Origin of the sequence: Pragia fontium, assembly GCF_900638655.1 — a bacterium.
GTDB classification, from domain to species: Bacteria; Pseudomonadota; Gammaproteobacteria; order Enterobacterales; family Enterobacteriaceae; genus Pragia; species Pragia fontium.
The window spans coordinates 1,196,128-1,220,493 of sequence record NZ_LR134531.1 but is presented as its reverse complement, the minus strand read 5'-3'; the positions used below and the strand labels follow the sequence as shown (position 1 = coordinate 1,220,493).

Annotated in this window: 14 protein-coding genes and 4 tRNA genes; 2 read left to right on the top strand and 16 right to left on the bottom strand. The window is 43.0% G+C overall.

Features of this window, described 5'->3' with window-relative positions; all coding sequences use genetic code 11:
• Nucleotides 1–19 precede the first annotated feature (19 nt).
• From EL341_RS05080 to EL341_RS05005, 16 genes are all read right to left on the bottom strand, one after another.
• Complete coding sequence (locus tag EL341_RS05080) at nucleotides 20–4,075, bottom strand: beta strand repeat-containing protein (RefSeq protein WP_126467173.1); 4,056 nt, start codon at nucleotides 4,073–4,075, stop codon at nucleotides 20–22.
• A 58-nt stretch (nucleotides 4,076–4,133) separates the two neighbouring features.
• A complete protein-coding gene (locus tag EL341_RS17575) occupies nucleotides 4,134–8,192 on the bottom strand; it encodes a beta strand repeat-containing protein (RefSeq protein ID WP_164720439.1) in 4,059 nt (1,352 codons plus the stop codon).
• A gap of 39 nt (nucleotides 8,193–8,231) precedes the next feature.
• A complete protein-coding gene (locus tag EL341_RS05070) occupies nucleotides 8,232–9,524 on the bottom strand; it encodes an HlyD family type I secretion periplasmic adaptor subunit (RefSeq protein ID WP_047780395.1) in 1,293 nt (430 codons plus the stop codon).
• Nucleotides 9,524–10,084: a hypothetical protein gene (locus tag EL341_RS05065; RefSeq protein WP_126467171.1), complete on the bottom strand. Its 561-nt coding sequence runs from the start codon at nucleotides 10,082–10,084 to the stop codon at nucleotides 9,524–9,526. Before EL341_RS05065 ends, EL341_RS05070 begins: the two co-directional genes overlap by 1 nt.
• 17 nt (nucleotides 10,085–10,101) lie before the next feature.
• A complete protein-coding gene (locus EL341_RS05060; protein ID WP_126467169.1) occupies nucleotides 10,102–11,583 on the bottom strand; it encodes a TolC family protein in 1,482 nt (493 codons plus the stop codon).
• A gap of 91 nt (nucleotides 11,584–11,674) precedes the next feature.
• Nucleotides 11,675–13,255 carry a MotA/TolQ/ExbB proton channel family protein gene (locus tag EL341_RS05055; protein ID WP_074820715.1) on the bottom strand — a complete coding sequence of 527 codons (1,581 nt, stop codon included), beginning with the start codon at nucleotides 13,253–13,255 and terminating at the stop codon, nucleotides 11,675–11,677.
• A gap of 1,372 nt (nucleotides 13,256–14,627) precedes the next feature.
• Nucleotides 14,628–14,704, bottom strand: a tRNA-Arg gene (locus EL341_RS05050).
• 204 nt (nucleotides 14,705–14,908) lie between these two features.
• Nucleotides 14,909–14,985 (bottom strand) — tRNA-Arg (locus tag EL341_RS05045).
• 74 nt (nucleotides 14,986–15,059) lie between these two features.
• A tRNA-Arg gene (locus EL341_RS05040) sits at nucleotides 15,060–15,136 on the bottom strand.
• A gap of 25 nt (nucleotides 15,137–15,161) precedes the next feature.
• Nucleotides 15,162–15,254 (bottom strand) — tRNA-Ser (locus EL341_RS05035).
• 282 nt (nucleotides 15,255–15,536) lie between these two features.
• Nucleotides 15,537–15,722, bottom strand: coding sequence for a carbon storage regulator CsrA (csrA, locus tag EL341_RS05030; RefSeq protein ID WP_027275176.1), 186 nt, complete (start codon nucleotides 15,720–15,722; stop codon nucleotides 15,537–15,539).
• Nucleotides 15,723–15,995: 273 nt separating this feature from the next.
• Nucleotides 15,996–18,623, bottom strand: coding sequence for an alanine--tRNA ligase (gene alaS / locus EL341_RS05025; RefSeq protein ID WP_074820711.1), 2,628 nt, complete (start codon nucleotides 18,621–18,623; stop codon nucleotides 15,996–15,998).
• Nucleotides 18,624–18,763: 140 nt separating this feature from the next.
• Nucleotides 18,764–19,246, bottom strand: coding sequence for a regulatory protein RecX (locus EL341_RS05020; RefSeq protein WP_074820709.1), 483 nt, complete (start codon nucleotides 19,244–19,246; stop codon nucleotides 18,764–18,766).
• 27 nt (nucleotides 19,247–19,273) lie between these two features.
• The gene (recA, locus tag EL341_RS05015) at nucleotides 19,274–20,317 is read right to left on the bottom strand and encodes a recombinase RecA (protein WP_074820708.1); all 1,044 of its coding nucleotides are present in this window, start codon (nucleotides 20,315–20,317) and stop codon (nucleotides 19,274–19,276) included.
• 104 nt (nucleotides 20,318–20,421) lie between these two features.
• Nucleotides 20,422–20,910, bottom strand: a complete 489-nt coding sequence (gene pncC / locus EL341_RS05010) for a nicotinamide-nucleotide amidase (RefSeq protein WP_162488760.1) — start codon at nucleotides 20,908–20,910, stop codon at nucleotides 20,422–20,424.
• A 231-nt stretch (nucleotides 20,911–21,141) separates the two neighbouring features.
• Complete coding sequence (locus tag EL341_RS05005; protein WP_074820706.1) at nucleotides 21,142–21,699, bottom strand: Ppx/GppA phosphatase family protein; 558 nt, start codon at nucleotides 21,697–21,699, stop codon at nucleotides 21,142–21,144.
• A gap of 240 nt (nucleotides 21,700–21,939) precedes the next feature.
• On the opposite strand from EL341_RS05005, the gene EL341_RS05000 reads away from it, so the two are divergent.
• Complete coding sequence (locus EL341_RS05000; protein WP_074820704.1) at nucleotides 21,940–22,674, top strand: MurR/RpiR family transcriptional regulator; 735 nt, start codon at nucleotides 21,940–21,942, stop codon at nucleotides 22,672–22,674.
• A gap of 216 nt (nucleotides 22,675–22,890) precedes the next feature.
• Nucleotides 22,891–24,327, top strand: coding sequence for a 6-phospho-beta-glucosidase (locus EL341_RS04995; protein ID WP_126467167.1), 1,437 nt, complete (start codon nucleotides 22,891–22,893; stop codon nucleotides 24,325–24,327).
• Nucleotides 24,328–24,366: the final 39 nt, after the last annotated feature.

Below are 24,366 nucleotides of genomic sequence, written 5' to 3'. Positions count from 1 at the left end.
ATCTATCATTCGCTGGATTTTATGCCCATGACCAAGTAAAAGATTGCTCACCATGACTCCACGTTTCATGGCCACTACCGCTGGCAGTCAGGCTCCAGCCACCACCAGGGCTGATATTTACCGTATCTCCAGCATCAGTATTCAAATTGATTGAAGCATTTGATGAATATCCATTGAACAAACCGGAAAGATCCACATTAAGCGTGTCATTTTTACCGTCGGCAAAATCCAGCTTTTCAATATTAGCAATATGAAAGTTACTGTCACCGATCGTAAATAATCCTCCAGCGCCAGATTTTTTAATCACATCATTCCCCGCCCCACCATCGAGCGTATACTGATGCAAATCCAGATTATTGGTTATTTGGAATATATCGTCTTTACCTGAGCCGGTAATTTTTGAAATGGAGATCAGCGTGTCCAGACTACCGTGACCATCCTGAACCTGACCATTGGAAAGATTGGCAATGATTCCGTCTGGAGATAAGCTGTAATCGGCGGTCACAAAGCCATCACCACCAATTAAAGTGTCATTGCCGCCCAAGCCAATAAGAATATCGTCTCCACCGCCGCCGCGAATAACATTACTGCCGTTATCCCCTTTTAATACATCGGCATATTGTGTACCGGTAATATTCTCAAAACTGCTTAACGTATCTGTACCGTTAGCGCCTTTATTCGCTTTACCAGTAGACAGATCCACATTAACAGCAGCATTTAACAAACTATAGTCAATGGTATCTGTGCCAGCCTCGCCATATAATGCGTCATTTCCTTGGCTACCATACATATAATCATCACCCGCACCGAGTCTGATGATATTATTACTATTATCGCCATATACCGTATCGTTATTACTTGAACCAATAACGTTCCTTATGCCCGACAGAGTATCCTGAGTACCATATCCGTCTTCTGAAGTGATACCCGCAGCCAAGTCGACAACTACCCCTCTTCCTGAGCTTACTGAACCATAATAGGCATATGCCGTAGCGCCATTATCCCCGACCAAAACATCATTGCCACGACCGCCATCAAGGTAATGACTGCCGGTTAAAACGTCATCGAAAGAAGAACCCCGAAGATGAGTGATACCATTTAAAATATCTTGCCCACCAAATCCGTTATCGCTACTTACACCAAGGCCAATACCGTTTTGATTCAGATTAACGTTAACACCTTGGGTAGCACTAATATATTCCACCCAATCAGCGCCTCCGCCTCCAGTAATCACATTATTGCCACCGTTAGCACGGAAAATATCATTGCCGGCACTACCAACAAACTCATTACTCTCGGTCATATGACCAATGAAATGGCTGCCAACTCCCGAACTGATGATAACCTTTTCGATACCGTTCAGGCGTATTGTTCCCATATTCTGATTAGTACCATTGCGCCCAACAACGGTTCCGCTAGACAAATCAACGATAAAGCTGCCACCGATAGTGCCAAAGTCCACGCTGTCAAAGCCAGCACCGCCATCAATTGAAGCAACCTCAGTAGTAATAAGAAATGAATCGTCTTGTTCCGTACCAATAAAACTGTCGAAGGAAGTAAAACTATCGCTACCGTTTATCCCTTTCTGTACAGTGCCCTGCACCATATTAACGGTGACACCTTCAGATAACCGGCTATAGTCCAGAGTATTACTGCCCTTTCCACCATCAATGACATCATTGCCTTTGGAACCGTATACCCAATCATCACCCGCTCCAGCGCTAATATTATTATCGTGATCATCGCCTTCGATAGTGTCGTTCCATCCCGAACCGACTAAGTTTTGGATATTCGCGATTGTATCCTGACCGCCAAATCCATTCTGTCGCGCCTTACCTTGTTGCAAGCTGAGATCGATACCGGATGCTGCATTACTATAGTCCAACGTATTAATGCCACTGCCGCCATCAATCAAATTAGTCCCGGAGCCACCAGCAATAATTAGATCGTTTCCAGCGCCCGCATGAATAATGGCATCGTTCGCACCGAGCTCAATACGGTCGTCGAATTCAGAACCTATAATACCGGTAATCCCGTCAAATTGATCGATACCGCCAAATCCATTCACATAGGCGCGATTATCTTTCATACTGATGTTAATACCAGTTAATGCATGACTATAATCAACCGTATCAATACCGCCTCCGCCAATAAAGGCGTTATAGCCATAGCCAGCAATAAATAAATCATCGCCTTCACCACCATCCAGAATAGCTCGACTACTTGCATTTCCGCCGACGATAATAATGTCGTTACCCGCTCCCGCGTGGATTGAGGAACTACCGTTGCCACTCACAATTCTGTCATTAAAACTAGAGCCAATAATGTCCTGAATATTGATTAAAGTATCCGTTCCACCAAAACCATTACTGACCATCTTGGTTATTAAATCGGCTTGAATACCTGACGTTGAATTCTCATAGCTGGCAGTATTGATGCCCGTTCCGCCATCAAGAGTATTATTTCCACCCATACCAATAAGGACATCATCACCATCCCCACCAGATAGATAATTATCACTCCCATTACCCACAATCCGATCGTTATGTTGGCTTCCTATGACGTTTTGAATATTCGTGATTTGATCGGTACCACCTTCCCCATTATTGGTGGCCTGATTCAAGCTCAGATCAACACTCACGGCGGAATTGGCATGTTGATAGCTCAAGGTGTTAACACCTTCACCGCCGTCGAGAATATTATTCCCACCACCACCAATTAGCGTATCGTTACCCAACCCACCTTGTAGATGATTATTCTGGTGATTGCCGATCAACACGTCATCATAATCTGTACCAATAATATTCTGAATATTAGACAAACTATATTGCCCACCACCAGTAACGGTTCCTTCCGTTAAATTAACCGTTATTCCGACAGTAATTTTGCTGAAATCAACAGTGTTGCTCCCAGCCCCACCGTCATAACTGTCATTGGTGGTACCGGCAATGATAAAATCATCGCCGGTACCACCAATGACAGACACATCATTCGGGCTCGCTGCCAGTTGGATTTGTCCCTTACTATCAATTAACGATGTCGGATTATCCACTACGCTAAAGGTCATTTTCTGCTGCTTGATATTGCCTTCAGCGTCGGTAAAAGAGACGTTTGCAGTAAAGGTATCGTATTGTGACTGAGGATAAATCAACATTATTTCACCCGGTAATAAACCGTATCGATTCCCCTCTGCCGTACCTCCGGTAATCATTTGGTATCCTGCCGGCAATCCGCTTAAGGTTACCTGGCCCATGGCCTCATCAAAACGAATGATCCGGCTGACCATTCCATCAGCAAAATACGCGGTGTTCTGAACATCAATAGTCCAATTAGCGCTTTCATTAGATAAATCAATTCGCGTAGATTGATACTGTTGCTTAATGCTGCCATCCGTTCTGGCCTCCTCACTCCCCGTCCCCACTTGATAACGATGAGCAACAGGATCACGCCATGAACTCACTTGCAATAATGTGACCTTAGGATAAACAATGGTTGGCTCCGTTGGCTCACCTGGCGTCGGAATATTACTGTTTTGAATTTGCTGCTCGACCGGTGGAGAACCCGAACTTTTCTTAATCACAGGAATAGAGTCATCAACAACCTGATTTTTCGTCAGCGTCGTCTCAACAGTGGCATCTAATTGAACGTAGGTTGAATCATCTTGTTGTTCTGTTGCACCACCACCCTTGCTGTCTATGGTAATAATATCTTCGACAACAACTTCTTTAACGACGATATTACCTTCCTGAAGTGCTTCTGGATTTAGGCTCTCAGGTGCCTTATCTCTCTCTGGTGCAGTACTCTGTATTTTTGCCTGAGTAATAATTTCACTTGAATCCAGTACTTTACCATCGCTGAATATGAGTCTGAACAACCCATCATGCAACGATGCCAACTCAGCTCCCAGCATCAAAATTATCTGTTCGCCATTGCTGGTTTGAATAATCAGGTCAGGCCCATTAATCAATAGCTGAACGTCATCTTTACTCCAGGAAAAAGGAATTTTATTTTCAGCATAGGTAAAAGGCACCATGGATGTGGGATTGGTGCCAGGTACAGATACATTATTATTCATGGTTAAATCCTTTTATGCTGCTTATGCTGCCTTGGTTATTCTTGCTTAGTGTCATAGCTTAAGCCCACGTATGGCTGAAGGTCTGATTCCCGTTAGCCCATGTTTCACTATTCGCATCGCTAGCGACCATTGACCAACCGCTACCAGAGAGATGAACAACATCGGCAGCATCGGTATTCATAAAAATAGAAGAGGTGGCAGCCTGCCCGGCAAATAACGCATTAAGATCGACAGTAATGTCGTCGGCAGCTTTATCAGCAAAATCAAACCGTTCAATATTACTAATCTGAAAATCTGGACCGGTTAAATTGAACGTCTGGCCAGAACCGACTTTCTTCAACGTATCGATACCTGCCCCGCCGTCAATAACATAGTTCTGCAGATCGCTACTACTGGTAATGGTGAAGATATCATCATGGGATGAGCCCAAAATTTTATTAATCTGAACCAGCGTATCTGTTCCATCTAAACCATCAGCAACCACCCCGGTACTCAAATTGGCATGAATACCTGAGGTCGATGTTTGATAGCTGGCGGTAACAAATCCATTACCACCGAAAAGTAAATCATCACCACCGCCGCCAATGAGAATGTCATTACCACCACCACCAACCAGAATATTATTCCCTGCATCACCGATCAGGACATCATCAAATATCGTTCCAGTCAGATTTTCTATTGATGCCAAATTATCTTTACCGTTAACGCCTTTATTCACTATCTTCGTTGACAGGTTGGCCAGGATCCCAGCGTCCAGCAGGCTATAATCAACGGTATCAATGCCACTGCCACCATTAAGAAAGTCATTACCTTTGCTGCCAAAAATTAAATCATTCCCCTCATAAGTACTAATGACATTATCTTGCGAATTACCATAGATAATATCGCCGCTATCGCTGCCATATATCTTGTTGATATTGATTAACTTATCCTGATATCCATAGCCGTCATCACTCACTATCCCAGCTTCCAGGTCCGCCACAATACCCCTCGGTGATTCACGATAATAAGCAATCGCACCGCTGCCCGTTCCTTCCAGAGTATCGTTACCCTTGCGTCCGTTCAGTAGGTTATTACCCGCCAGATAATCGTCATGTGACGACCCCTGAATATAAGCAATCCCGTTGAGAATATCCTGACCACCATAACCATTGTTCGTAGCTTTGCCATTGTTATTGGCATCGACTCTCACGTTGACACCAGACTTGGCATGTATATAAGAAATCCAATCAGTACCACCTCCGCCAGTAAACGTATTACTTCCCCCCATAACATAGAAGGTATCTGCGCCATCACTACCCATAACCCAAAGGCCACCACTGGTACCGGTATAAACCACGCTTCCTCTACCGGATACTGAATTTGGTAAGATAATTTTTTCTATTGAGGATAAGTACTGAACGCCGAAATCAGCATTGGCGGCATCAAATTGGTAGGCACGGCCACTGCGTAAATCAACCACAATTCTCGCGCTGATCTGACTATAATCAACCGTATCCACCCCTGCACCACCGTCGATAGTGAAGTTGCCCTTAGACATAATGAATACATCGTTATCGAGAGAACCAATAAACTGGGTGAAATGTGAAAATGAATCTGTCCCACCGACTGATTTGATTGTACGGCCGTTAATGACATCAATGGTGACGCCGGCAGATAACCGACTGTAATCCAGTTTATTATTCCCTTCCCCGCCAAACAGCGTATCGCTGCCTAATGAACCAAGAATAATATCGTCACCATCACCGGCATAAATAACATCATCACCATTACCGCCGGCAATGACATCGTTAAATGCAGTCCCGATAATCTGATTAACGTTGGTTAGATTATCTTGACCGCCAAAACCGTTACTACTGGCAACACCACTCAGTAGATCAACGTTAATCGCGCTAACAGCAGCGCTATAGTCAACGGTATTAAACCCGCTTCCACCGTCAATATGATTATTTCCGCTACCCGCAATAATGGTGTCATCTCCACCGCCAGCCGAAATATGATGATTACCGTTACCTAATATAAAACGATCGGCAAACTGGGTACCGATAATGGCTGAAATCTCCTCCAGCGTATCCATGCCGCCAAAGCCATTATCATAAACCTGACCCGTTTTTAGATTAGCATCAATACCGCTACGAGCCTGGCTATAATCAACTTTGTCAAAACCACCACCGCCGATAAATTTATTCACGCCGTTACCAGCAATAAACATATCATCACCTAGCCCACCTTCAAGTATTGCCCGGCTGGCCATGTCACCGTTAATAATCAGCGTATCATTCCCACCACCACCTCGGATGTAGGAATATCCCCGACCACTGAGTAAAACATCATTAAATGATGAACCAATAATTTGTTGGATATTGATCAGCGTATCTGTCCCACCGAAGCCGTTTTGTGCGACTCCCGTAGAGAGATCCACATGAACACCGGCAATATCGTGCTCATAACTCACGGTATTAATACCAGCACCGCCATCAAGATAGTTATCGCCCCCCATTCCCATTAGGGTATCGTCACCATTTCCCGCCTGAATATGGTTATTTTGATGATTTCCAATCAACACATCATCCTGACTACTACCAATAATATTTTGGATATTTAACAGGGTATCTTGACCACCTAGTCCATTATTACTGGTCACTCCACCACTAAGATCAACGGAAACGCCAGTCGTGGATGCCGCATAAGAAACAGTATTGATTCCACTACCGCCGTCTAAGCGATTATTTCCCGCTCCGCCGATCAGCAAGTCATCACCAGCACCACCGCGTAAAACGTTATCAACACTATTACCAATCAGCGTATCGCCATAATCTGAGCCGACCACTTCCTGAATATTAATTAGGCTATGCTGCTTAGTACCATTGGATGCAATGGTGGTTTCCCCTTTTGTCAGGTCAATCACCAATGCCTGGGATGAAGCGGAATAATCCACAGTATTGTGTCCAGCACCGCCATCATAAATACCATATTGATGACCGGCGATAATGTGGTCATCGCCGCTGCCGCCCAAAACGTTAACGTCATTCATCATTGTTGACAGCTGGAAGCGACCATCACTGTCGATATTAGTAGTGGGATTATCAACAATGACAAACTTAGCACTCTCTTTGATCTGAGTACCGGATAACGAGGTATAGGTAAAACTCAATTCAAACGATGCTTTATGTCCTTGCGGATAAATAAGCATCAATTCATTAGGTTGCAGATTGTAAAATTTACCTTCCGCACTATCCGCAGTAATCAATACGTATCCGGCAGGCAGGCCAGTCACACTAATATCGCCACTACTCTTATCTAACCGAATCACCCTGGCAACCATACCTTCAGGTATCACCTGATTATTGTTGACTTGAATGGTCCAATTAGATGACTCCGCAGATAAATCAATATTAGTCGCCACATATTGAGTTGCCCAATCACCTGATTTGGTTGCTGCCAGATTTCCCGTCCCGCCTTGCCAAAAATGATTCAACATATCCGCAACACCGGCTACCTGTGTTAAGGTTAGTGGCATGGCAACCACACCATTACCCTCCGTATCTGGAGGAGTAACCGGTGGATGAGAAGATTCACCGGCAGATGCCGCTTGGCCTAAAGGTTCGGGTGGAGTCCCGGATGAGGTAGATCTGACCAACAGTTCAGTGACGGGTTGTTTGTCCGGTAAAGGCAGAGCGCTATCAATCTGAGTTATGGTAATCTCATCCGATTCCGCCTCGTCAACGGCACCACCGATATTTTCATCGATAATAACTTGATTAATGACCTCTTTAATCACCACCTGAGGTTCTGTCGTTGGCTCTCCTTTGAGATCTTTTCCTGCTCTATTCATCCCCGGCGCTTCAATTTCGACTTTGGCCTGTCTGAGTAAATCGTCTGAACTGATAACCGTTCCATCACTAAAACTCAGGGTAAATAAATGCTGATTCAGTGAGGCCAATTTAGCCCCCAACGGCAATATCAGCTGTTTATCATCCCCGCTTTTTATAATTAAATCCGGACCATTAATCAGTAATTGAATCTGATCAAAATCGAGTGGGATATGGTTATCCGCATACGTGATAGGAATAACTGAAACGGCAGGTGAAGCCGGTAATGGAAAATCGTTTATCATTATCAGTTCCTTTTATATAGTACTGTCTAAAATCCTTTTCTATGGCTCAGACAATGCTAATTTTGCATTATTTAATAATGGCTTAATTAAATATTCTAACGGTGTTCTTTTTCCGGTAAGCAAATAGGCATCAACCCCCATTCCCGGATAAATAACTTTTTCATATTGCTGTTCAGGCACTTCAACGCTAATCAGGTAATAGCGACCATTTTGCTCATCGCTGATGGCATCCGCGCTAATTACCGTAATTTTCCCTTCCAATGTATTGGCATAAGACGAACCAAATGCACTGATATGCAAACGCGCTGGCATTTTCTCCCAAATACGATCCCGGTCTTCCGGTCGAACTTTAACTTCAGCAATTAATGGAACTTTTGACGGCGCAATTTCAATCACTTCACCACCAGACTTGATCACCGCACCGTTATGGGCCACGAATAGTTTTTGAACCACGCCATCAACCGGGCTAACAATGCGAGCGTTAGCTTTACGTCCTTCGCTCGCGGTGTTTTGTACATCAACCCGGCTTAATTCGACTTTGGTTTGGTTGAGCTGGCTTTGTGTATCCGACATAAAATCAGCCAAAGCCTGATTAGATCTGGCCTGATACTCATCTAACTCACTTTGGACTTTTGGTAATCTCAGACGTGCTTCATTCAGAGAAGTTTGAACTTGCTGGAATTCTGACCGTTTTTGTAATAACGAAGCTTCCGCAGCAGCTCCTTTAGCAACCATGGAGCTATAGAGATTGACCTGACTTTGTGACAAGGCCAGCTGCTTGGTTAAATCACTGACTTTGGTCATCAGTTCGGTCTGCTGGGCTTTACGCTGCTCCAACTGTGCTTTATTAACCTGTAGCTGTTCATGCAATGCAGTTTGGCGAGACAAATAGAGTTGATATTCACTACGGACTATTTTGTCTGTTTCATCATTGCCAGTCAGCGTTAATTCAAATCTGGTTTTTGATAATTCATGCTGCAAGCGCTGTTCTCTTATTTTTAACGCCTGACGCTCTGCCTCATTTTTGGCTGAATCCTCACTGATCAAACTGTTATCAATAACCGCAATTAACTGCCCTTTGGTAACTGTTTCCCCCTCGTGGACCAATAGTTGTCGTACTACCCCACCTTCAGGATGCTGTAGCAAAAGGTTGCGACTCTCTACCCGGATGACGCCGCTACCTTTAACTAATACATCGAGTTGGAAACAAAATGCCCAAATAAAAAACAGAAAAAATGCCAATAAGGTATAACCGGCTATTCCTTGAGGAAACCACCTTGTTATCAGCCTGAAAGCAGTCATCCCGCGCTTGATAAGGGTTGGTTGAGACACTATACCCCTCCAACTAAGGCAGGATTTCCTGCTCTGTCAGATGTACTCATTTCGTCATTTTTCACTGGTACATCTGACGGTGACTTAAGGTAAATTGCCGCAAAATCCTCAGGAAAAATATTGACTGATGAATTATTAATTGTCACTTTTTGAGTCGATATTTCATACTGTTGCATAGTCCTAAGCACTTCCAGACAACGATCGTATTGCAACGTCAGATTTACACCTATTTGCTTACCTTCTTTTGAAGCGGCATAAATAACCACTCCATTTTTTTCAATGTCATCCTTGTATTTTTCCAGCCAGCTAATCAGCTCTTTCTTATTTTTCGAACCCAGATAGTTTTGATTAACATCCAGCATCATACGTAATTCATTCAATTTAGAACCTTGAGGAACTGCGTGAATCTCTACCTGCTGCTGAGCACTAAGCTTTACACCAACATTTTGTTGAGCAACAATCAATAAAACCTGAAAAATCATTGAAATAAGTAAATAGACCAGTAAAAGGACCGTCATCATATCAACGTAAGCTGGCCAAAAATGTCCATTCCCTTTCATCTTTCTGCTTCCTGTTTTTAGCGTAGCTTGAGCATGGTAATGCCGTTATCTACCTGCCCTGAGAGCAGATAAAGTCCTAATACGGATAAATAATAATCATATTGCGATGTCACCCGTCCCACGCTGGCATTAAAGAAGTCTGTCTGTACGCTAATTAGGTCATTCAAACTACGGGTACCTAAACGAAACTCATCTAAATATAAATTTTTCGTACGGCTGGCATCCGTTTTGGCCTGACCTTGGATTCTCCACAAATCTTTGGCATTCAGTGCATCGTTAGATAAGTTAAATGCCATTTCGCTGACATCACGCTGTAACTGACCATATGACGCTTCAGCCATACGTAAGCGAGCTAATGCCTGACCAATACGTGAACTATTAATTCCTCCATCCAGTACGGGAACACTCACTTGCAAAGCAACGTTACCGCCTAAATAGTTACCGTCTAAATTCTCCGGGTGTTGGAAAGGCCGCTTGTAACCCCCAACAACATCCACGCTAGGATAGCGACCAGATCTGGCCGCAGAAACATCCTCTTTAGCACCGTTCAGCTCAGCCAAACGGGCTTTAATATTTGGATTTTCTAACCGGACTCTGGCAATCATGGCATTAAAATCAATGTTCGCAGGAATATCTGCGAGCTCAACCATTTCAATGGATATCTCTTGCCCCAACAAACTACGTAGTTTTTGTTTTGCTTTGGTCAACTGAAGATCAATGGTTTTCTGACGATTTTTAGCGTTGGTCAGCGCTAACTGCCCTCTAATCAGTTCCGATTCGGGGGAACCACCTCCAGCAACCCTAATTTTTAATGTATCAACCAACTCTGAAGTCACTGTCACGTAATCTTTGGCGGCAGCCAGCAATAATGTGTAACGACGAACATCGAGATAAGCTTTGGTGGTATCAAAAGAAACCGAGTTAATTTCACTATCCGAACTAAAAAGTGCCGACCAATGAATCTCATGGGCACTGCCAACCGCATGACTGGTTCGACCAAAGTCCATCAGGTTATATTGCAATGTTAATTGCATCTGGGAATATTCATCAAAAGATCGCGCCACTTTAGCACTGCGGTCGGAGAGCCAATCTGCCGTTTTTACCATCGCTTGCAATTTTGGATAGTAGCCTGCTTTAGCCTCATCGATTCGTAACTCTGCTTCATCAACTTTTGCGCGGCTTATCACCGTACGCAATGAATATTCTTGAGCTTGTTTCAATGCCGCCGTCAGTGAAAACATTCCAACGCTGGATGCCGGTTTAAATATTCCTTCTTTTGAGCTATCTGCCATGAGGTCTGAAGAGGCAACGATAACCGAGTTAAATACAACCGCAGTATTCGTTTCTACCTCATTGTTTGGGGCCTCAATATTCGGGACGCCACTACTCTCTTCCGAGTTTAATGTATATATTTGTGTATCTGACGTTCCAGAACGACATCCGGAAATAAGAAGCGCACATAAAACAGAATAAACTATTTTTTTTCTTTTTATTTTCATAATATTAAAACATCCCTGTAGCGTTCTTACGACTCAATCACTACCTGAAAACACGGTTCGGTATAAACAATAATTCATTGATAAAAAGAAATTAGTTTATTTCTGCTGGCACGGCTTTCTGGTCTTCTTTCTGGATATTGCGGTATTCCTCCATAAACACTTCACTACTCGAGCGCATAAAAATGTTAGCTTCTGTAATTTGGCGCATACATTCAAGTAATGCATTATTCTGAGACTGAATGGCTTGAGAAATATTGTCAGAATCACCAGCCCCCATTCTCAGTATGGATTCCAGAGTAAGTATCTGTTGGCGGCCGCCTTGTATTTCAGCCTGTAAACTCTTCAAACTATCGGCAACCTGAATAAAGGTATCACCGAGCTGAATTCGATTCTGGTTAAGATACCCCGTACATTCAATCAGGGCTTGTTTCACATATTTCACTGAGGTAGATGTTTCCTGCCCGGTATTAACAAGATCATCCTGTTTCAGGCTCTGCTGCTCAGCATGCTGGTTTAATTCGCTTAACTCATATTGGATACCGTTTAATCCCTTCGATAATCCTTCCTGAACCTGAAGTGACTGTTGAAGAACTTCGCCATTAACGGAGAGATAATGATTAGTATTTTGTAAAGCGGTAACCAGACCTGATTGCTGATTCAGTGAACCCTGCAAAATATCAACAATATGGCGATTATGAACATCAATAATGTCCATAACGTGCTGATGATTATTTTCCAGATTCTCCAACGTACTTTGCTGACTTTCTGCAACAGCCTGTTGACTGGCAAATAATTTTTCCTGGCAGGCTAACAATTTATTCAAATAACCAATACTCTCATGTTGTTGAGCTTGCTGAACTTCAGTGAACTTTAAGATTCCCCTTAACAAACGCTCAACTTCATAATTCGGACCAATTCCACTGGCTGGCGCATACTGGCTAACACCTGGCCGACCATCGGCCAAATTGCTGGTATATCCTTCATCCCCTGAATTACTCTCAGCAAGTTGTGTATGAACCCAGCCATCAATATCAGTATATAAATGCTCTGATGCGGTACTTAGCATATGAGCGATAAGTCCCATCACCAGTGAACCTAATAACCCAAGTAACGATGCAGTAAATGCAGCAGACATCCCACCTAAAGGTGCGGCCAAACCGTCCAACAATGCCGAAATTTCGCTGTTACCAGAACTCATCACGCCAATCGCTGATTTAATACTGCCCATGGTCATAATCAGACCAATAAACGTTCCTAATAACCCCAGACCAACCAGTAGTCCTGAAAGATATTCTGCACCGGTCACTTTACGCGTTAAAGATTCTCTTAACGTTTGTAACAAAGCCCCACGGACTTCACTATTAGAATGCATCAAGTCGGATATACGACTTTGCAGTGGGTTAATTGCACCTCGTAAACGAACCGATGTACCTTCTGAAGGCGTTGTTTGCGTAAAACGACGCCAATCTCTGATACCAATCACCAGAGAAATCGCCATAAAAAATGAATAGAGAACACCAACAATCTGAACGGTAATAATACTGGCATTGACTAACGGAGAATGATCAATGGTTTCTAATAGATCGTGGAAAAAAAAGACATAGCAACCAACGATTACCGCTAGAATAATAAATATAAATCGTAATGATTGGCTTGCTGATTTTAACGACATGCTTATACATCCTTATAATAAACATCTTAATTATTTAAGTGTCTATATATCTCCAAAAGACAAAAAACCGATGGCCCGATAACTTAATTATCTATAGCCTAATAAAAATTCACTTGAAACAACCAGATATGAAAACCATTAAGAATATTACTGCCATGTAAATAGCTTGATAATATCCTGTTTCGCTATTTTCTGACTCAGCGAAAAACTTGATTTAATAAATACTAAAGAGTGTCATCATACTAATATAAACCCTAAGTTATTTATCAAATTAGCGCTAAGCACAATGAGAATCACCTGTTCCCTATTGGTAAATAATAACAATACTGCCCTTACAAATAAAAGCTTAACTATAAAATTTCACATATATAGATTTTTATTTCAAAAAAAACAAAGAAAACAACTTAAAATAATTTACCATTCATTATTCACTCTAACCAAAATGACCGAGGATCAAAGAAATCTGGTCATTAATAATACATTAATAAGTTAAAACCGGCTTACCCCTGGCGATTATAAAATTTCCTATTATCAAAATTGCACTAATTAGTATTTCATGTGGATAGTTAAATCCAAAAAAGACTTAAACATCATTGAAAATGATAATAATTTTATACAAAATTGTGTCACAATAAATACCGAATATGTATTCGGCCATTTTAAAAACATCATTTCATTTAAAAAAATCAAATGACTAAAATTAGGTATTTACTATTTTATCGATTTACATCAACAATATTAATCAACATTTCCATAACAAAATCATTAGCAGTAACTAACAATCGCAGGCAAACTAATTTACACATCATGTCTAATCAGCGATAACGATAACCAAGCCCAAACTTTTCGATTAGTCACTCCAGGTTCATTAGATTAGCGACAAGCTCAGATACAATTCGTATTCATCAACACCACTGAATGCTTATCCACACAATATAATCCGTCCAAAAAACGAATTAACGGCACTCTTAGGCATCGCGGTAAACCATCCTGAACTTGACCCTGACTTGATTTAATACTCAAACCAAGCAGCCGCTATGGCGCTAGATTTGGATATGTTGGAGTATATTGAAGAATTGCGTAATAAAGGCCGCTGTCATCATGTTATAAGCCCTCTGCATAACTTGCCAGATACTACGCTAAGCATACCCAATAGGAAGCTCTGCTCTATGCTGCACTTTTAAAGAGTATTAGCACCAAAGCCAGAAGGGATTAACTGGGAATAAAAAAGGAATCAAGAAGAAGATGCTGCACCCAAGAGGACTCTACTATTGTCTCGATCTGCGAGACGCTACTTACGCAACGTTATACGCCCTCTGCACTTTTGCAAAAGCTTAACGAGATAAAAAGTAATTAGGATGTAAGAAGAAGATGGTGCACCCGAGAGGATTCGAACCTCTGACCGCTCGGTTCGTAGCCGAGTACTCTATCCAGCTGAGCTACGGGTGCTCTTTGAAATACTAAAACAGACGCGATAATTCTATCTGCTTGAATATCGTAACTAAAACGATATTGATAATAAGATGGTGCACCCGAGAGGATGACTCCACTATTGTTTCGCCCTTCGGGCCGTTGCTTACGCAACGTTATCCTCTCTCTGCGTTTTCGCAAAACCTTAACGCTACAAAAAGCAACTAAGATTTAAGAGGAAGATGGTGCACCCGAGAGGATTCGAACCTCTGACCGCTCGGTTCGTAGCCGAGTACTCTATCCAGCTGAGCTACGGGTGCTCTTTGAAATACTAAAACAGACGCGATAATACTATCTGTTTGAATATCGTTGCTAAAACAATATTCACATAAGATGGTGCACCCGAGAGGATTCGAACCTCTGACCGCTCGGTTCGTAGCCGAGTACTCTATCCAGCTGAGCTACGGGTGCAGATTACTAAAATCTGTAATAAGAATGGCGGTGAGGGAGGGATTCGAACCCTCGATGCAGCTTTTGACCGCATACTCCCTTAGCAGGGGAGCGCCTTCAGCCTCTCGGCCACCTCACCGTTCTTACTACTTACAATACCTTCAACATTTGAAATGCTTATCGGCACTGCGTGGCGCACATATTACTTTCCCGGGCTTATAAGTCAAATACTTTTTTATTCATAACGTTCGTTTGTGCACTAAGCAAACAACCCGAACAGTTTACCAGCAAAAAATGCGCATAAAATGGCTATCACCAGCAACGAATAATCAATATTGAATGATGGAAAAACGGGAGAGGGATAAAGCAGGAAAGGAAAAATCAACGCGCCTCACTCAACAAAGCGAGACGCGCCAAAAGCTTAAAAAGTCGATTGCTGTGACTTCTCAGCCTGAATTCGTTGGTAGATCTCTTCACGATGAACAGATACTTCTTTAGGTGCATTAACACCTATACGAACTTGATTACCTTTTACGCCCAGAACGGTAACGGTAACTTCATCACCAATCATTAACGTCTCACCAACTCGACGAGTTAGAATAAGCATTCTTTGCTCCTTGACAGATTAAACAGACCATTGCTTCTCTTGTGCATCCTGCCCATTATCCATGATATACCACAAGAACGTAAGCTATTACAGCCGATACCGATCGTTTTAGCTCAAACTCATTCTATCAATAACCAAGATAAGAACATGTATACATCTAAGTTTAGCCAACTTTTTTAAATTTGTGTTTTACTTACGTTAAAAATATTAACAAAATCCGCATATATAAACAAAGCAACAAACGCTATTATGATAAATATGCGGCTTAATACTTTATAACTTCGCAGCAACCCAGCTCTCAACTGTAGCCAACGCTGCTGGTAATGCACTAGTATCCGTACCGCCGGCCTGTGCCATATCAGGACGACCTCCGCCTTTACCACCCACTAACTGTGCGACGGTTCCAATAAGCTCACCGGCTTTTACCCGATCAACCAAATCTTTAGTTACGCCAGCAATCAGGCTTACTTTGCCATCATGTACGGTTGCTAACACAATGATACCAGAACCTAACTGATTCTTGATATCATCAACCATCGTACGTAGCATTTTAGGCTCAACGTTATTCAAATTACTGACCAGCAGCTTCACACCTTTTACATCTATCGCCTTATTGACTAACGACGAACTTGCCTGTGCTGCCATCTGATCTTTCAGCTGTTGCAACTCTTTTTCAACTGCGCGGCTATGTTCCAGTAATCCTTTTACTTTCTCAATTAAGCCATTGCCATCACTTTTAACCAGTGATGCTACCTCATTTAACACATCACTTTGTTGATGCATAGCAACAATCGCGTTTTCGCCCGTTACAGCTTCAATACGACGAATACCCGCAGCAATACCCGACTCAGAGGTAATACGGAATAAACCAATGTTACCCGTTGACTCAGTATGCGTACCACCACAAAGTTCAGTCGAGAAATCACCCATTGAAAGTACACGAACTTTATCATCGTACTTCTCACCGAATAACGCCATAGCACCTTTGGATTTAGCATCATCTAAATCCATAATATTGGTTTCAACCGTCAAATTACGACGAATCTGCTGGTTAACCAAATCTTCAACAGCACGAATTTGTTCCGGTTTCATTGCTTCAGAATGGGAGAAGTCAAAACGCAAATAGCTGTCGTTTACTAATGAGCCTTTTTGAGCAACGTGCTCACCCAATATCTGGCGTAATGCAGCATGAAGCAAGTGAGTAGCAGAGTGATTCAAACGAATTCGCTCACGACGTACACCATCGACGATAGCATCAACACTATCTCCAACGTTCAGTTCACCTTGCGTTAAACGGCCAATGTGACCAATGGCTTGACCATACTTCTGAGTATCCTGTACATCAAAAGCAAACTTAGCTGATTTAAGCAAACCAGCATCACCTACCTGACCACCGGATTCACCGTAGAATGGCGTCCCATCAAGAATAACGACCGCTTCCTGCCCCTGTTGAACACGATTGACTTCCTGACCATCAACAAACAAAGCAACCACTTTAGAAGACTGCTCCAGACGCTGATAGCCGCTGAAATCTGTTTCACCTTCAACGCGAATCAGCTTACTGTAATCTACGCTAAAACCACCGGACTCACGGGCTCGACGACGTTGTTCTTCCATCGCTTTTTCAAACCCGGCTTCATCAACTTTGATATTACGCTCACGGCAAACGTCTGCCGTTAAATCGAGTGGAAAACCAAAAGTGTCGTACAGACGGAATGCAGTTTCACCCGCTAATGTATCACTGGTTAACTGGGCAAGTTCTTCATCCAGCAGGGCCAGACCTCGTTCCAGCGTACGCGCAAACTGCTCTTCTTCCGTTTTTAGAGTTTGCTCAACCATCGACTGTTGACGCAGTAGCTCATCAGCAGCACTGCCCATTACACTAATCAGTGGTTTCACCAGCTTATAGAAGAACGTTTCTGTAGCGCCCAGCATATGGCCATGGCGAACCGCACGACGAATAATACGGCGTAACACATATCCTCGCCCTTCATTTGACGGCACTACACCATCAGAAATCAGGAATGCGCATGAACGAATATGATCGGCAATAACGCGTAAAGATTTGCTGTCTAAATCCGTTGCTTTAGTCTCTTTGGCTGCTTCAGCAATCAGAGTGCGGAACAGGTCAATATCATAGTTAGAATTAACGTGTTGCAGTACTGCTGCAATACGCTCCAGCCCCATACCGGTGTCTACTGAAGGTTTAGGTAATGGCAGCATGGTACCGTCAGACTGACGGTTAAACTGCATAAAGACGATGTTCCATATCTCAATATAGCGATCGCCATCTTCTTCTGGGGATCCCGGAGGCCCACCCCAAATATGATCGCCATGATCAAAGAATATTTCGGTACATGGGCCACAAGGACCGGTATCACCCATCTGCCAGAAGTTATCCGAGGCAAACGCAGCACCTTTGTTATCACCGATGCGAATAATTCTTTCGTGGGGAACGCCAATATCATTAGCCCAAATGTCATAGGCTTCATCATCGGTGGCGTAAACGGTCACCCATAACTTCTCTTTTGGCAGATTAAACCACTCCGCCCCGGTCAATAATTCCCAGGCAAAGTTAATCGCATCATGCTTAAAGTAATCACCAAAGCTGAAATTACCTAACATTTCAAAGAAAGTATGATGGCGGGCCGTGTAACCCACGTTTTCTAAATCGTTGTGTTTACCACCAGCACGCACACAACGCTGTGAAGTCGTCGCTCGGGTATAAGGGCGCTTATCAAGCCCCAAAAACACATCTTTAAACTGGTTCATCCCCGCATTGGTAAACAGAAGCGTAGGATCGTTATGAGGGACTAAAGAACTGCTGGCAACAACCTGATGCCCTTTACTATTAAAGAAATCGAGAAACGCTTGACGGATCTCAGCGGTGCTCTTGCTCATATAATTTCCAATATCTGGCTAAAATGAAGGCTATCCGTAAGTAAAGTACAGCGAATCAGAAGAAAAATGGCTGGCTTACGAATTAAAAGTAGGCATAAGATAAAATTTCTTTGATGGGAAGTAAATCCACAGAGGGTTTATTATTCAGAATCAGTAAAAACTGATTGGATTTCATCCTGCATAAAACCCCGGTAGGCGAGATAACGCTGAACTTTAGATTTCTCTTTCCAGTCAGTGGGTAACTCATAGCCAAAACGTCTGACAGCAACCTCTCTGGCCTTCAGATACCAGTCAACTTCACATTCCGACATCGCATGACGAATTTCATCACGATTGATGCCTTTTTGCTGTAATTCAGACTGAATACGTTGTGGACCATAACCTTTATTGCTGCGGCTAATAATAAAACGGCGGGCATAGTCGGCATCGTTCAACCAGTTGTGTTGATGGCAATACTCAATAACCTGGTTGATAGACTCTTCTGAGATGGGCGTTTTTTCTGCGTAACGGTCTTTACTAAAACCGTCAAAAGGAGAATGCGCCGCAAGCTTACGGCGCATTTCTTGTTCACTGTAATCACGCTGAGCCAGTAATCGCATCGCTCGTGGTAACAGTGATTTCATTTAAACAAAGATCCTAATGAGTGCTAATTAAAGCTCTTCGCCTTCAGGTAGCTCTGATTCGGCTTCAGCTTCAATCACCGGATTATTACTCAATAGCAAGTCACGAAGGCGTTTTTCCAGCTCAGAAGAGATAGCCGGATTCTCCAGTAAAAACTTCATTGAGTTAGCCTTACCCTGACCAATCTTGTCACCGTTATAGGCATACCATGCGCCGGATTTGTCAACCAGCTTATGTTTCACGCCTAAGTCAATCAGCTCGCTCTCTTTAGAAATGCCAGCACCGTAAAGAATTTGGAAGTCAGCCTGACGGAATGGTGCAGCAATCTTGTTCTTCACCACTTTAACGCGGGTTTCGTTACCAACCACTTCGTCACCGTCTTTAATCGCACCAACGCGGCGGATATCCAAACGAACAGAAGAGTAGAACTTCAGCGCGTTACCACCAGTAGTGGTTTCCGGGTTACCAAACATCACACCAATTTTCATACGAATCTGGTTAATAAAAATTACCAGACATTTCGCATTCTTAATATTACCGGTTAGCTTACGCAGCGCTTGAGACATCAAACGAGCCTGCAGACCAACGTGTGAGTCCCCCATTTCGCCTTCAATTTCCGCTTTCGGCGTTAGTGCCGCCACGGAGTCGATAATGATGACATCAACAGCACCAGAACGCACCAACGCATCACAAATTTCAAGGGCTTGTTCGCCGGTATCCGGCTGGGAGATCAACAGGTCATCAACCTGTACGCCTAATTTTTCCGCATAAACGGGATCCAGCGCATGCTCCGCATCGATAAAGGCACACGTTTTGCCTTCTTTCTGCGCTTGAGCAATAACCGATAGAGTCAAGGTAGTTTTACCGGAAGATTCTGGCCCGAAAATTTCAACAACGCGGCCCATAGGTAAACCACCAATGCCTAGTGCAATATCCAGGCTCAGAGAACCGGTAGAAACAGACTCCACATCAAGGGATTGAGTATCACCCAAACGCATGATTGAACCTTTACCGAACTGCTTTTCAATCTGCCCTAATGCAGCGGCAAGTGCTCTTTGTTTGTTGTCATCCATTGTGTGGCTCCATGGTTATAAATATGGTCATAAAAATGTATGAGGCTTCATTTCTAAAGCGATAAAATGATTATACTGTATAATCATACAGTATCAAGAGAGTTTTAAAGAAATTTTTCCAACACGACCGTCAATGCGTAATTTGCAGCCTGCTGGCGCACCTGATGACGATCACCGGTAAAGCATATCTTCCTAGCGAGTACCCGGCCATCCCGGTGTACCCAACTAAACCAGACCGTACCTACTGGTTTATCTTGCGTTCCACCATCTGGCCCAGCAATACCGCTGATAGCCACGGAAACATCAGCGTTAGCGGCTTTGAGAGCGCCACTCGCCATTTCACGTACCGTTAACTCACTGACAGCACCCCATTGGTGTAGCGTCTGCGGCTTCACTCCCAGTAAATCCTGCTTGGCCTGATTGCTGTAGGTAACAAAACCACGGTCAAAATAGGCCGAACTTCCCGGTATCTCAGTAATATATGCGGCCACCAGACCGCCGGTACAAGATTCTGCACAGGTAAACCACAGCCCTTGTCTGGCTAAGCGTTCCCCTACCTGCTGGCTTAATTCACACGTTCTTTTATTCAAAATCGATATCCCCATTTGGTTATCGTATTTTTAGCAACATCGTATAAAATACGCCAACTCACCACCATATGCCTCAGCGTATTTATCCTAGCGACATTCGAACACATTAGGCAAACCGCTTAAGTCAGCTTTGCCAAACACATTCCAACTTTTCCAATAATGAGATGAACCATATTTTAACGTACTAGAATAAAAAGTCTCTCTCGTTATTGATTCTCAAATTTAGATTAAACATTAAAGTTCAACCACAGTAATCGCCGAAAAACCCAAATGATGCATGAATTCACGTAAAATCAATAAACTGGCAGAAAAAACATTATCTTCAGGTATGCCTTCCCATGCCGCAGAGCGGCCTGACATTACTGCTGCCAAACTATCAAATACCCGCTCAACCTCTTCCAGAGAAAGTCTGTATTCAGGTTGAGGCGCGATTCCAAGTGCGCGGGCAATATCATCCAGCGTTCTATCAGCTGTATATAATTGTGAATCTGCAGTTATCTGATTGCTAATACGAATCACCTCATCCTCAACCGACATAATCGCCCTCTCCATTTCACCCTCCGTAGGAGGTTGATGAAAAAAGCAGTCTTTCGCAATATTTTCAGCGCCAATATTCAGCCGTTGAACAGTAGATAGTCGTTGTGAGCTTCCGGATAACACCCATGTTTTTTCCTGACCAATATGCAGTAAGGTTATTGGTAGATTGTGTTTTAGGCTGTGGCTTAGCTGAATAAACTGTTGCTGAATAGCGGCATCATCAGATGTTGAGATGATGGATGAGGAATCATTCATATCACTTTCCTGTCTGAAAACGTGTTACGCCAATCTTACAGCATATCACCCTGCTTATAAGCGTTATTGTGCCGTTAGATGGTTAATTTACAGCATACATAAATCAGCCTTTCGTCCTGTTCAGTCCGCATTCGATCAAGTATGCCGATAAACATAAAATCTGTTATTGTGTTATTAAATTTAGCCCTTATTCAAACGACTGGCGTTATTCAAACGACTGGCGTTTACTCAGGCATAACAATGTTTACTCATACTGCAATCGCAAATCTTAACGCTCTGGAATTGATAATTTATAACTATGTCATTAAGAATAAGGACAAAGTTATGTATATGACTATCCGTGAGCTTGCCGATGCAGCTGATGTTTCAACCACTACCGTTATGCGTTTTTGTAAGAAAATGGGCTGTGACGGATATTCTGAATTTCGTATTCGTTTTAAGCTCTCTATTGAGCAGGAAATCCATCAACCGGTTAATTTTGGCGTGGGTGAGATCGTCAGCTTCTTTAACAGCATCAATAATAAAGAATTCGATGAATTAATAAATCAAGCCGTTATTCACATTGCTAATGCGGACAGAATTGTCTTTGTCGGTGCGGGCTCTTCTGGCTCATTAGGGAAATACGGAGCGCGTTTTTTTTCTAACGTCGGTAAATTTAGCAATTATATTGACGACCCTTATTATCCGGTCAGTACAGATACCTTTAAAAATGCCGTAGCGATTATTCTTTCGGTCTCTGGAGAAACTCAGGAAATCCTTCGTCTGGCCAGTCAATTCAGCCTACACGGCTGCAAAGTTATTAGTATTACCAACAGTGAAACCTGTTCTTTAGCACGAATGGCTGACTTTAATCTTTCCTATCATATGCCTCAAACCATTGTCTCTGGCGGACATAATATTACTACCCAAGTCCCGGTTATTTATATATTAGAAGCGATCGGACATCATCTGGCACAAATGTCTTTGAGCAAATAAAACAGCTTGTTTTTTGGCGGTAACAAATCACTTTTTACCCTATTTGTTATATCGTGACATCCCCGTTATTTTTGTTAATCTTCAACAAAGCAAATTATTATCCCATGCATACTCGTTGGGCATATTTTCGCGTAGTCATAACTGATTACTGCACGTCCACACCTACACTAAACCAACGAGTTAAAATCATCATTATTACCAAATGAGAACTGCGATATGACACAGCATCAATTGCCTAAAGGTTTTTTATGGGGAGGCGCAGTCGCTGCCCATCAGGTTGAAGGTCGATGGAATCAGGGAGGCAAAGGCATCAGCATTGCAGATGTCTTAACCGGCGGCGCTCACGGCGTCGAACGCGTGATAACCGACGATATTCAACAAGACAACTATTACCCCAACCATCAGGCCGTTGAATTTTATTCGCACTATAAACAGGATATCGCCTTATTTGCTGAAATGGGCTTTAAATGCTTCCGCACCTCCATTGCCTGGACACGCATTTTCCCTAATGGGGATGAAGCCACGCCAAATGAAGCGGGTTTACAGTTTTACGATGACCTGTTTGATGAATTGCTCAAATACAATATTGAACCGGTGATTACTCTGTCGCACTTCGAGATGCCGTGGCATCTGGTAAAAGAGTATGGCGGCTGGAAAAATCGTCAGGTCGTTGATTTCTTCGTTAAGTACAGCGAAGTGGTCATGCGACGTTATCAGCACAAAGTTAAATACTGGATGACGTTTAACGAAATAAACAATCAACGTGACTATAAAGTCCCTTTATTTGGCTATTGCTGTTCTGGCGTTATATTCAATCAGGAACCGAATCCCGAAGAGTGCATGTATCAAGTACTGCATCATCAATTTGTTGCCAGTGCTCAGGTTGTGAAACTGGGGCACGCCATTAACCCAGCGTTTAAAATCGGCTGTATGATCGCCACTATTCCACTATATCCATTTTCCTGTAATCCGGATGATGTTATGTACGCGCAGGAAGCAATGCATCATCGTTTCCTATTCAGCGATGTTCAGGTTCGCGGCTATTACCCTGCCTATGCTCTGCTTGAATGGCAACGTAAAGGTTTTCATATTGACATGCAACCGCAGGATGCTGAAATCTTACGTGAAGGCTGCGTCGACTATATTGGCCTAAGTTATTACATGAGCAATGCCGTTTCAGCCGATACCAAAGGTAATACCGATGCTATTACCGGTTTTGAGAGCAGCGTAGTCAATCCTTATGTCAAAGCCTCAGACTGGGGCTGGCAAATCGATCCGGTTGGCCTGCGCTATTCGCTCAATATTCTGTATGAACGCTATCAAAAGCCGCTGTTTATCGTAGAAAACGGTTTTGGTGCCATTGATAAGATCGGTACAGATGGAAAGATTAACGATGATTACCGCATTGAGTATTTAAAAACCCATATTGAGCAGATGAAAAAAGCCGTTACTTACGATGGTGTTGAGTTAATGGGCTATACGCCATGGGGATGCTTGGACTGCGTATCATTTACCACCGGCCAATATGATAAACGTTACGGTTTTATTTACGTTGATAAACATGATGATGGAACTGGCACTATGGAGCGTTCGAAAAAAGTCAGCTTTGACTGGTATCGCCAGGTTATCGCCAGTAATGGTGAAATACTGTAACCGAATGGAGTAAAAAGCGGGTCACGAACTTCTACTATC